The organism is Chitinophaga filiformis (genome assembly GCF_021646545.1).
In the GTDB taxonomy this organism is placed as follows: Bacteria; Bacteroidota; Bacteroidia; order Chitinophagales; family Chitinophagaceae; genus Chitinophaga; species Chitinophaga filiformis_A.
The window spans coordinates 61,115-73,261 of record NZ_JAKIRP010000025.1 but is presented as its reverse complement, the minus strand read 5'-3'; the positions used below and the strand labels follow the sequence as shown (position 1 = coordinate 73,261).

Genomic DNA, 12,147 nt, shown 5'->3' with positions numbered 1-12,147 from the left:
ATGTTAAGATTCCCATGTTACCCGCTGCTTATTTTATTCTTATGCTGTAGTGCACTCAACAGGGTGTCTGCACAGAAAATTAATCTGCCTGTCGCTGTACGGCAGTTGATCACACAGCAATGTAATGTGTGTAATCAGCTGCCGGCGGGTCAGGACAGCGTGGTGTCCCGTTATTTTCATCAATGCCATGCTGCCCTCGATAGTGGCAACCTGGATGATGGATTTAAATACGCGTCTACTATTACCGCTATCACCGATAGCAATTCCCTCGCGCCGCGTACACTCACCGTAAAGTTCCTGAAGGCCAAGATCCTTTACTATAAGGACTTCTATAAAGAAGCGCTCTCGGAATACCTGAAACTAACAGCCGTTCCTGCGCTTGATATCAATATTCAGGCTAATATCTATCCCAATATCGGGGAGATCTACCTGGAACAGCGACAGTTCAACACGTCCCTCGCATATTTTAATCTGATACAACAGCGTTTTTTCCATCTGTATGAACCCGTCGTTGCAAGGAAGATCCTGAACAATACAGGCGTATGCCTGCTCCATATGGCGCGTTTCAAAGAGGCAGAGGAGAAATTCGAGAAAAGTATCGCCATTGCCGCAGAACTGAAAGATACCACTGCACTGGTGAACTCATTCCTGAACACTGCACTGCTGTACGATCAGCAGGTACGGCAGAAGGAAGCATGGAGCTACCTGCAGCGGGCGCTGGCGCTGGCGAAGAAAGCCAGTGATCTGAAGATCCGCAGTAAGGTGTACCTCAACTTCGCTATCGTCGAAGAACGCACAGGGCATTTTCAATCTGCACTGGCATACAGAAAGGAATACGAGCAGCTGGAAGCGCAGATTGCCAACCGCGATAAAATATGGGAACTGGCGGAACAGGAAAAGAAGATCGCTATACAACAGCAGGAATATAAATTGCAGTTACTGCGGCAGGAGAATAAACTCCGTGCAGCAGAATTGACAAGAAGAAGATGGCAGCGGAATACTTTTTTTGTCCTTTCCCTGTTCTTCCTGTCCTGTGCCGGCCTGATATTTTTTGCCTACCGGCAAACACAGAAGCGAAACCGCATCATTGCCGAACAGAATGACAAGCTGGAACTGCTCAATGAAACGAAAGACCAGCTCTTCTCTATTGTGGCGCACGATCTGCGTTCTCCCGTAAATCACCTTAAGATTAACCTGTCCTATCTGAAAGATACCCTTGCCCGCAACAAGATCAGGGAAGCGACGGCATTGTCAGAGAATATTGAAAAGATCTCCGACAATACCTACGCGCTTTTAAACAACCTGCTGTACTGGTCTCTGGGCCAGACAGGCCAGTTAAGCCTGCATCCGGAACCGCATGATGCAAACAGGGTCATTGCACAGGTGGTATACGATTTCAATGCAGGCGCTGCCCTGAAAAGGATCACTATCATCAACGAAGTGCCGGCAGGAATGACCTTTCTGGCAGATCTGAATACTGTCAAGATCATCTTCAGAAATATCATCGATAACGCGATCAAATACACGCATCCCAGCGGTACCATCACTATTTCCGGACAGACCAACGGCAATGGCTGTGAAATAACCGTGCAGGATACGGGTATTGGCATGGATGAAAAGATCATACAGGCTATTTACAAACGGGATACAAAACGCATACAACAAGATACAGCGGGCAGCAGGAGTACCGGACTGGGACTATGGCTGGTTAAGGCTATGACAGAAAAGAACGGAGGTGCATTACGTATTACCGGCAGTGTTGGCGCCGGCACCACTATTGTAGTCTGTCTGCCTGCTAATAAACATTATGAAGGAACTGAAAGTACTCATCCTGGAAGATAGTCCCGCCGAAGCGGACTTCCTGGAAAGTTTTTTACGCCAGCTGGGCTGTACTGACATCAGGATCACCACTGCTTTGGCAGATGCGGTGGCTGCATATGATGAAGAGCTCCCGGACATTTGCCTGATTGACATTTACCTGGGCGATAAGCCGGATGGGATCCTCTTTGCCGAAACCATCAACGAACACCGGGAACAAAAACGTCCCTTTATCTTCCTGACCAGCGCAAACGATAATACCACCTTCCGCCTGGCCAAATTCACATCACCTTACAATTATCTGCTCAAGCCTTATAACCCGCTGGAGTTACAATATGCGATCGAGCTGGCCATTTCAAAGTTCAAACAGGAAACTGTGGCGCCTCCTGCACAGGCCATACCGCAGGCCTCTGATACCCTGTTCATTAAAAAGGGTAACCTGCTGCAAAGGATCGCCATTGACGATATCAGGTACATAGAAGTGGATGGGAAATACAGCAAGGTGGTTTGCCATACAGAGAAATTCGTGATCCAGCAGTCGCTCAAGGACTTACAGGTCCAGCTACCCGCCATGCAGTTCTGCCGGGTGCACAGGAACTATATTGTGAACGTCAGGGAAGTGGTCAAGATTAACGTTATTAATAACGAAATCTTTTTCAGGGACGGAGAGACCCTTTTCTTCAGCCGCCGTTATATCGATGAATTCCTCCAGGCTTTTAAGATCTTCAAATAAAAAAGAGAAAGGAGCACCTGGGGCTGGCACTCCTTCTCATTGACCATAACCATATCCTGGCTTAAAGAGGAACTCTAAGATCCCGATTATCCTTACGCAGATTGATTGAAATGTCATAAAAAGGCATATGAAGGGAATAAGTGGTATGTTTTGGGGCATAGAATAAAAGGTTAATTTTGGGCCGGCTCTAATTTGTATTGTATAGCTATGGATTTGACACTAGACTCGACTTATCAGGCTGCCGTGAAGGTGGCTGACCAGATAGAAACTCATTTTTCCAAACACCTGGCCATTGCTGCTGTGAGTGGGGAAGAAGACCTTGCCACCGTGCCGCAGGCTAAATTTATTGAGAAAATGCTCGATGTGGCCTTCTGGGCCAGTCTGCGGAGAGAAGAGGGGGTTCCCACCCGCATTTCCCTCGCATTCCTCAATCCCTGCCAGGCAGGGAAACCACTGAAATTTGCACAAAAACTCCCCTTCGACGTACGTGTACTCACTAAACTGGCGCCCGGTGTAGAACGGGCCGGTGTGCATGTAGGCATCTGGTATGAAGGGGAACAACTGTATATATGGGGTACCACCCTTAAACTGCCCAATTTCTGCTTTGTGCTGGATGTCTCTGAGCCAGGATTGCTGGTAGTCAAACACCGCCGCAGCATTGGATTGGGTAAGTTTGCCAACGTAGCGGTGCTGAAAGGCGACCAGGTAAAGATCGTCGATGAATCCTGCGGATTGCTGCCAGACAGTCCCGACATTCTGACTTCCCTGCTGGGACTCACCTCTTCCGCTATGTGGAATGACCCGGTGAATGTCCTGATCCAGATAGCGGTATCCATGCGGGCGCATAAAAGAGGGGGCATCCTGCTGCTGGTACCGTCGGGTACTGACAAATGGAAGGAATCTATTGTACACCCGCTGACATATCCCATTTCTCCCGCTTTTACAGGTGTGGCAGATCTTATCCGCCAGGACGGTACTAAAGTGACCGAAATATACTGGCAGAACGCTATGCGCCGGGAAGTAGACAATATCACCGGCCTCACCGCTGTAGATGGCGCTACTGTTATCAATGACCGTCATGAACTGCTGACCTTCGGGGCAAAGATCACTCGGGCGGCCTGGTCTTCCAGGGGGGTCGACCGTGTCGTGATGATAGAACCTGTCATTGGGGGAACGCCCGAGCTGATGCATCCATCCGCAATAGGGGGCACCAGACACCTCTCTGCCGCACAATTCGTTCATGATCAACGGGATGCTATTGCATTGGTAGCTTCCCAGGATGGTTATTTTACCGTCTTTTCCTGGTCGGAACAGGTACAGCTGGTACAAGCCCACAGAATTGATACGCTGTTGCTGTAAACCACAACAGATATAATGACATAAAAGGCGTTTCCAGGTCCAACCTAAAGGCATGGATACGTCGGGTATACGTCGGGTATACGGCATGTTTAAACGTACTTTATGAGGTTCATTCTCCACAATCGGCATAATGACATTATTCACAGCAATCGGCCCGCCTCTGGCGCGGCCGTTGTTCTTATAGCCTCATTCACCTGCACGCGATGCTGTTTCGCGGAAAAACCGCCAGAATTCTTCCAGATCAGGGCTGGTTTTACCAGGCACTACAATGGAGCAAATATAGGCGCCGGCATGGCAGGAAATGGCCTTATATTGAATGAGATGGGTAAAATGGCTGGTGTATAGGTCCCCATCTTTTTCCAGTGATTGGACCTCCAGCACTTTGAGGTCCATGGTCAGCCCTGTACGCAGTATTTTGGACAGGGCTTCCTTCATTGTCCAGACCATGGTACAGGTTACATCACCCGGTAGCGGCACAGTAGTGGTCAGCGCCAGCTCATGCGCCGTCAGTTGTTCCTTAATGGCTGTTGTATTCGCTTTATCTGTGCGTTCCAGATCTATACCCAGCGGATGTACCTCCGGGTAAGAAAGGGCAATGCCAAGCCCGTCGCAATGTGTAATACTGACCTGCAGGTTGTGGGTAGTGGCGTATTTAACTACCGGAAACTGGAAGACGCCCGCTTCAATGGCGACCCTGGCCAGATCTTCAAAGGAAGACAAGGCGCCAATCGCTTTTTTGGCAGAGATCCGGCCTAAAAGATAACTTTCCCGTCGCTTATCGAATTTTAAGGTATCATAATAAGACCGTTCTTCCGGATGTAACAGGTGAAGCTGTTGGATCAACTGATCCGGGGAGCTGTGCAGGATGCAAAATCCGGCAGTATGTATACTATGTTCCCGCTTTAACGTGAATTTACCTCGGTGGATCAACATCATTAAGTTACATTTTTCGATCTGTCAGGAAGGTACATTGGTTTTTTGAATTATTTGATGTAAAAAGTTGAGTTGTAAACGATTAAAATATGATCTTGCTCATGTTTCTTTTGGCTTGTCGGTAAATAGTTCTTATATTTATTTACACAACGGTTGTAACCATTAAGCGTTGATTGCTGTTATCAGGTCTCATACAATAGTGCTTGCATTATTTCTTTCCTTTCATCCACCGGGAATGCGGTTGCCCCTATACGAAAACAAACAACTATTATACGAGAAGCAACGGATAACAATTTATCCCTTGAAATTGCATTGTCTCACTGCTTTAATTTTTTCTCTATGGTTAGGTCCATACTGCTTATTGATGACGACGCCGATGAAATAGAAATTCTGAATGAGGCGGTGGAGATGGCGGGAAGTGATAGTACCTGTGATTGGGCGGAAGGGGCCGAAATGGCCTACGGTGTATTACGTTTTGCGCGGCCAGATCTTATTTTCCTTGACTATAATATGCCAGGGCATAATGGTCTTGCCTGCCTCGAAGAGATTAAAAAGAAAAAAGAACTACAACACATCCCTGTCATTATGTACTCCACCTGCATTGACACCTTCCTTCAACAGGAAGCCATGAACAGAGGGGCTTTCCGTTGTATACAGAAACCAACCTCCGTTTATGATCTCGTAAAAGAACTGCAACATCTTTTCGCGCAGGTCTGATCCGCACTGAGTCACTAATAAAAACCTTCAGGAATACAGCACACCATCTTACTTACAGCGCTATGTAAGTCCGGAAAGTTGTGCATAAATATTCCCAGACTATCTCCATAAGAGGCTGTTCATCCTCAGATATTTTGTTGTGTCCGCAGGATATCAGGAGATAATTTCAACCCGCTGCCCATCAGGGAGGGGGAATACCCATATCATGAAAACAGCCCCCAGGCAACATACTTTTCCGGCAGACTGAACGCTGCCGGCATGGCAGATTATTTGTAATACTTATAGTAAAGCAAATATATGGTAGTGCTAATTGCGCTGTTGTTCGTCGTTATTATCGTTGTGGTCTATCTGGTCTTTCAAGCCAACCGGAAAACCAGAGACCAGGGCAATAAAAATTAAAAAATAATGATATGGAAAAAGCATTCACACGTATAAAAAGTAGCGAAGAGAATCAGGATATACAGGACAGTCCGCAGGATGAAAAGAAGATGCAGCGGGAAGAAACTGAAATGACACTACCCGATGTGTCAGACATCCCGGGCCAGGAACACATACACGTGCCACCACTTGGAGAGCTGGCGGATACTACAATATCTTCGGATGACGAAGAAGGGAAAGGCATCCTGGATGACGAAGATGATGAAGAGAATATAGACAATGAATCAGATGTTACGGATGAAGAACGGCAGGACCTTGAAAACAGTGCTAATGTAACACCCGGCGAAGAAGATGCCGACAGACTCAGAAGAGCCTCACTGGATAGTACTGACGATGATGGTGACCCGTTAAATGAAGGAAGCTTTGGTGAGGAAACATCCGGCGCCGATCTGGATGTGCCTGGTGCTGAGCTGGATGATGAGAATGAAGACATAGGAGCAGAAGACGAAGAGAACAATACCTACAGTAGAGGCAGCGATAGTAATGATAATATTACAGAAGGAACTCCCTGATAATCTCAATAATTTCAGTAGATAAAAATGGCCATTCTGTTTATACGGAATGGCCATTTTTATTACATTTTCTCATCGATGGTATTATCTTTTCGTTTTATCCTGGTAAGCGTGATCCCATTCAAGGAATGCCTCTTCCACCGTTGCGCCACTTCCACATACGGCGGTCTCTTTATCGCTACCCAGGATGCAATAATAATTATCTCCGTCCCTGAATACGGAAGGACGGAAATTTTTCACTGACTCGGGAATACCTTCCCCTGTATAGTCAACATGTACTGTTTCTTTCTCGAGGGACAATCTTTCCATAAGACGCATTTTTAGGAAAAGGCGGCAAAGATTATTCCACCTCCATATCAGATACCGATCGTCCGGCAGGCATCATAAAACTTGCGCAATACCGCATTCGTAAAATGTGTTCTGACGGTAAGCACATCATTGTGAGGAGCCGTAATACGTTCATGTTTCACGCATTTATTCCTGTAATAGATGGTGTAGTGGGCAAACAAATCATGAATGTGCTCTTCGGGTACGGGGGAAGCATAACCGGTAATGGCAATGCCCCAGTCTGCCGCAAACAGCGATACCACGTGTGCCGCCATCTGGTCGGTCACTTTTTCCGATACACAATTATAGTTGCCCGCATGGATAGGATCAATCTGCAGGTGTTTTGATTTTTGTCCGATGTTGTAAGCGGTAATACCACCCTGAAAGAACTGTGTAGCGCCCTCCGCAAGGGAGAAGGCTACCTGCAACTGTCCGGCAGTTACGCTTTCTGCCACAGCCAGTGTTTCATATTTAGGCATCAGTACATCAGCAATATTGTTTATTATCTCAAGATCATAACCGTGATCAATCATATGCTATCATTTCATTTACTTACTAAAACCATTATCAAACACACTATCTATGTCTGCTCAGCTCAATGCCAGACCTTCCAGGTCTGTATCTGCAGGACCTGTCATCACTTTCCCGTCATAATTGTACCTGGCGCCATGGCAGGGGCAATCCCACGATTTCTCTGCCTGGTTCCATTTAACATCACACTTCATATGCGCACAGCTTGGGTTAAGCGCATACAGCTGTCCTTCCTCACTTTTATACAGCGCTATTTTCCGATCATGATATTCCACCAGCTTTCCCTCACCCGGGGCCAGCTCCGTCAGCTGACTGATCTCTTCAGCAGAGAACATCTTACCAAAAAATTGCTTGATAACATCTGTATTGTGTGTAACGAAGTTGGTGAACCCGGCCACCGGTTTTATCCTGTTAGGATCGAACAGTTTCTCTAATGCAGGTTTCTCTCCGAGGATGATCTGTTTGAGCAGCAAAGCCGCAACGGAGCTATAGGTCATACCATTACCGCCGTAACCGGATGCTACATAAATATGATCTTCCGAACCAGGCAGATAACCGATGTAGGGCAATCCATCCGCAGGTTCGAAATATTGAGAGGACCACCTGTAAGCAACTTCTTTCACTTTGAAATATTTCCTGACATGACTTTCTAATGTCAGCAGGCATTTTTCTGTATTCGTTTCATGGCCTGTCTTGTGGTCTTCACCACCCACAATGAGATATGTTTCGCCTTTTACAACCTGCGTACGATAGTAATGATAAGGATCATACATATCATAACTCAGGTCTTCGGGATAGGCCTCATCTTCCAGTGTTACAGCCATAGCATAACTTCTGTAGGGCGCACAACGCAGATGCAGCAGATTAATGCCCGGAGGAATATGGGTTGCGTAAATAAGATCAACCGCAGAGAACACACCTGCATTGGTCTGTACTTTCAGCGTGCTTCCTTTATCTGTATCGATCACTTTACACTGCTGCATAATGACGCCACCGGCAGCCTCAAATGCCTTCGCGATGCCATGCACATACTCCAGCGGACTAAACTTTGCCTGTCCTGTTACTCTCACTGCTTTCGTAAAAGGAACACTCACAGGTATCTGCTGTGCATAGGAAATATCCAATCCAGCCTTTGCAGAAGTTTCCCGGATCTTCTCGAGTTCCTTTTCCTGTTTTTCATCCTGTGCAAAAAGATACGCATCGGCTTCTTTAAATCCACAATCTATGTTAAAACGTTGCACATTATTCCTTACAAGATTGATAGCGGCAGCAGTTGCGCCTGCTACATGTGCCGCATTTTCTTCCCCAAAGTTCTGCTCAATCACGTAATAAGGCGTATCCAGCAATGTGTTCAGGTGTGCAGTCGTACCTCCCGTGGTACCATAACCCATCTCGGCAGCTTCGAGTACCAGGCATTGTTTCCCGGCTTCCTGCAGCAAGAGGGCAGTACTGATACCGGTAATGCCACCACCGACAATGATTACGTCATACACAACATTCTTATCGGGTCTGTTAGTAACAATATAGGGAGCTATGTTTCCCTGCCATAGACTGGTAAGTGCGCCATCTCTCTGTATCATGATATTGCAGTTTGGTTCGCTGTAAATGAATCAATTAACATGCCTGTACAATAGAATTGGTTGAGCCGGGCTCATAATCAGGCACTATAGCGAAGTGGTACATAACTTGTTTCACTGATAAGGGACTACACATCAATAATTAAGACTACAAGCATGACTACAGCAACGCACACGGCTATGCCTGGCACTATTGCTACGGCAATGACTACAACTATGGCCAGGTTTGCAAATCTGACCGCCTTTGATCAGTTGGACACAGATATCACCGATCAGTTAAAACGGCATTTACTGGACACCATAGGTTCTATGATCTACGCTTCCAGGCAGGACACCATACAGAAGTGTCTGCGTCAATTGAAGATATTACAACAAAGCGGAGACTGCATCGTACCGCTGTTGGGAAGTACTGCTGTGGACAGGGCTGCACAATGGTATACGCAACTGATCAGGTATCCTGACTTCATGGACAACTACCTGGGAAAAGACGCTACCTGTCACCCGAGCGACAACATAGGATCTATACTGGCTGCCTCACAATTAATTAAAGCAAGCGGCAGGGACATACTGACGGCCATGGCCATTGCCTATCAGATACAATGCAAGCTGGTAGACGAAATACCTGTGATGCTGAAAGGTATAGATCACACCATGTTACTGGCCTGTTCCATTACTGCTACACTATGCAGATTGTTTTCCCTGACGGAAGAGCAGGCAGCACACGCCATAGGTACGGCAGCCTGTAGTTTCAATCCGGCCACAGGCAGCAGGGAATCGTACACGTATGAATGGAAGGGATTAGCCTCTTCACTGGTTGCCGCCGGTTGTATGCAGATCGTTTTACTGGCAAAAGAGGGCATTACAGGGCCTATCAATTATTTTGAGGGAGCAGTAGGGTTTGAACATCTGACGGGCATGAAACCCCATTTCCGGCAGGAAAAAGGCGATTTCTCGCTGATCCCCAGATGCATATTGAAGAGCTACAATGCAGAAGTACATACGCAGTCTGCCATAGAAGCCACCCTGATGTTGCGGGAGCAGTACAAACTGGTACCGGGAGAAGTAAAAGAAATAAAGGTCACCACTTTTGAAACAGCCTACGACATTGTAGGCGGAGGCCACTACGGCGATCGTCACATGGTACAAACCAAAGAGCAGGCAGATCACAGTATGGCTTACGTAATAGCAGTAGCGCTGATTGATGGAGTCGTAGGGCCTGACCAGTTTATGAAGGAACGCATCCGTCGTCCTGACGTACAGGAGCTGTTGAGGAAGGTGGAGACCCACACAAACTTTCCATTGAAGACGCCCCGTAAGGTAGTAGACTATCTGGATCCCTACACCTCCGTATATCCTGATAAAATGCCGGCGAAAGTAACCATAACGCTCAACAGCGGGGAAGAGGTAGAGCAGAAGTGTGAAGACTTCAAAGGCTTCTTTACCCGCCCACTCAGCTGGGACGACGTCATTAAGAAGTTCAGCCATTTATCAGAAGGTATAGTTGACCAACATCAGCAGAGTAGAATTATACGGTTAGTACACAACCTGGAGAACGAAAGCGGTGAAGCCCTGACAACAATGCTTGCGGGCATATAGAAGAACATGAGAGCGTATAAAAACATACAGAGCGATAGGAACGCGACTCATTTGATATGAGGCGTTCCTGCCACAATTGGACGTCTGGAAGCAGCAGCGGGTTCAGATGGAGATTTCTGGCCTTGGTTGTTTGAAGTAGCTGCCCCGCTTGATAGGGGTTCAATAGTTCACCAATAGCTGAATACGACCATCTACGGCTCAGCAGCAGGAAAACTTCAAAGAACCCAGCCAGAGATCCCATCTGAAAACCCGCTGCCACGCCGCCAATCCGCGCAAAGCGCAATCTACGGCTTCAACACCACCTTCACACAATTATCCTCTTTCTTCTTAAAGATATCATACGCATCACTCGCCGCAGAGAGCGGCAGTTTATGCGTAATGATATCATTCAAAGTTACCTGCCCCGAAACCACAAGAGAGATCAGATGATCGATATATCTATGCACCGGCGCCTGACCTGTCCTAATAGTAATGCCCTTATCAAAGATGCGATGCACAGGGAAGTTGTCATATGTACTCCCATACACGCCAACAATCGTCACCGTCCCACCTCTGCGCACAGCCTTAAAACAATCCTCCATCACCTTCGGTGTCCCCTTCTCAAAATTCACCGTCGCCTTCACCTTCTCCAGGAAACTCCGATCCGCCTCCATCCCCACAGCATCTACACAAACGTCCGCCCCACGCCCCTGTGTCATATCATAGATCGCTTGCACAGCATCGACCTCAGAAGAATTAATCGTTTCCACATGATTGACATTCCTCGCCATATCTAGCCTATATGCCAGCGGATCAACAGCAATCACCCTGCCCGCACCCTGCAGCCACGCAGCCTTCTGCGCCATTAACCCGACAGGACCAGAACCGAAGATGGCGACAGTCTCGCCACCTTTCAGCTGTGCCCAGTCGATAGCAGACCAACCAGTAGGAAAGATGTCAGTGAGGAACAGCACCTGCTCGTCAGTCATACTCTCCGGTACCACCCGCGGACCGAAGTTAGCAAACGGCACACGTGCGTACTCTGCCTGTCCGCCGGCATACGCACCATAGAGATCGGTGTAACCAAATAAGCCACCACCTTTACCGGAAGTCATATCTCCCTGTGGACCGTAATGCTCGGTATTACTATTCTCGCAGTGAACAGGCAATTGCTGATTGCAGAAATAACAATGCCCGCAGGCAATAGGAAAAGGCACTACCACACGATCGCCGCGTTTCAGCTTTGATACGCCACTGCCTGTTTCTTCTACAATCCCCATGAACTCGTGGCCCATGACCTGGTCTTTCAACTGTGGAAAAAAGCCATCATAAATGTGCAGGTCAGAACCGCAAATAGCGGTGGATGTGACTTTCACGATGATGTCTTCAGATTGTTCAATACGCGGATCTTCTACATTCTCCACACGAATGTCTCCGATTTTATGGAAAACAGCTGCCTTCATGAAATAGAATTTACTGGTAGAAATCGTGTGCAAAATCGTGCCATGGCCATTTTCAGCCGTAGCTATATATGCATATTCTTTAAAACGTGAATAAGGATACCTTAAGTGTAGAACTCTTGCGTCAATTGTGCCATGTAGCCGTTGCTCCATAGATGTGAGCGCAA

Annotated in this window: 11 protein-coding genes; 6 read left to right on the top strand and 5 right to left on the bottom strand. The window is 47.2% G+C overall.

Going from position 1 to position 12,147, the window contains the following annotated elements:
* From L3C95_RS33695 to L3C95_RS33685, 3 genes are all read left to right on the top strand, one after another.
* Entirely contained in the window at positions 1-1,842 is a 1,842-nt protein-coding gene (locus L3C95_RS33695) for a sensor histidine kinase (protein WP_236395068.1), read from the top strand.
* Entirely contained in the window at positions 1,808-2,551 is a 744-nt protein-coding gene (locus tag L3C95_RS33690; protein WP_236395067.1) for a LytR/AlgR family response regulator transcription factor, read from the top strand. Before L3C95_RS33695 ends, L3C95_RS33690 begins: the two co-directional genes overlap by 35 nt.
* Positions 2,552-2,758: 207 nt before the next feature.
* The gene (locus L3C95_RS33685; protein WP_236395066.1) at positions 2,759-3,910 is read left to right on the top strand and encodes a putative sensor domain DACNV-containing protein; all 1,152 of its coding nucleotides are present in this window, start codon (positions 2,759-2,761) and stop codon (positions 3,908-3,910) included.
* A 186-nt stretch (positions 3,911-4,096) separates the two neighbouring features.
* Here the strand turns inward: L3C95_RS33685 and L3C95_RS33680 are convergent, their stop codons facing one another.
* A complete protein-coding gene (locus tag L3C95_RS33680; RefSeq protein ID WP_236395065.1) occupies positions 4,097-4,846 on the bottom strand; it encodes a 4'-phosphopantetheinyl transferase family protein in 750 nt (249 codons plus the stop codon).
* Positions 4,847-5,182: 336 nt separating this feature from the next.
* Between L3C95_RS33680 and L3C95_RS33675 the strand changes: the two genes are divergently transcribed.
* The gene (locus L3C95_RS33675; RefSeq protein WP_236395064.1) at positions 5,183-5,560 is read left to right on the top strand and encodes a response regulator; all 378 of its coding nucleotides are present in this window, start codon (positions 5,183-5,185) and stop codon (positions 5,558-5,560) included.
* Positions 5,561-5,970: 410 nt separating this feature from the next.
* Positions 5,971-6,510, top strand: coding sequence for a hypothetical protein (locus L3C95_RS33670; RefSeq protein WP_236395063.1), 540 nt, complete (start codon positions 5,971-5,973; stop codon positions 6,508-6,510).
* 84 nt (positions 6,511-6,594) lie between these two features.
* On the opposite strand, the gene L3C95_RS33665 is transcribed toward L3C95_RS33670, so the two are convergent.
* Genes L3C95_RS33665 through L3C95_RS33655 form a run of 3 tightly spaced genes read right to left on the bottom strand, consistent with a single transcriptional unit; the run spans position 6,595 to position 8,948 of the window.
* Entirely contained in the window at positions 6,595-6,819 is a 225-nt protein-coding gene (locus L3C95_RS33665) for a hypothetical protein (RefSeq protein WP_236395062.1), read from the bottom strand.
* A gap of 47 nt (positions 6,820-6,866) precedes the next feature.
* Positions 6,867-7,370 (bottom strand): CinA family protein, encoded by a 504-nt coding sequence (locus tag L3C95_RS33660; protein WP_236395061.1) that lies wholly within the window; start codon positions 7,368-7,370, stop codon positions 6,867-6,869.
* Between the two features lie 57 nt (positions 7,371-7,427).
* The gene (locus tag L3C95_RS33655) at positions 7,428-8,948 is read right to left on the bottom strand and encodes an FAD-dependent oxidoreductase (protein ID WP_236395060.1); all 1,521 of its coding nucleotides are present in this window, start codon (positions 8,946-8,948) and stop codon (positions 7,428-7,430) included.
* Positions 8,949-9,101: 153 nt separating this feature from the next.
* On the opposite strand from L3C95_RS33655, the gene L3C95_RS33650 reads away from it, so the two are divergent.
* A complete protein-coding gene (locus L3C95_RS33650) occupies positions 9,102-10,541 on the top strand; it encodes an MmgE/PrpD family protein (RefSeq protein ID WP_236395059.1) in 1,440 nt (479 codons plus the stop codon).
* A gap of 284 nt (positions 10,542-10,825) precedes the next feature.
* On the opposite strand, the gene L3C95_RS33645 is transcribed toward L3C95_RS33650, so the two are convergent.
* Complete coding sequence (locus L3C95_RS33645; protein WP_236395058.1) at positions 10,826-11,983, bottom strand: zinc-dependent alcohol dehydrogenase; 1,158 nt, start codon at positions 11,981-11,983, stop codon at positions 10,826-10,828.
* Positions 11,984-12,147: the final 164 nt, after the last annotated feature.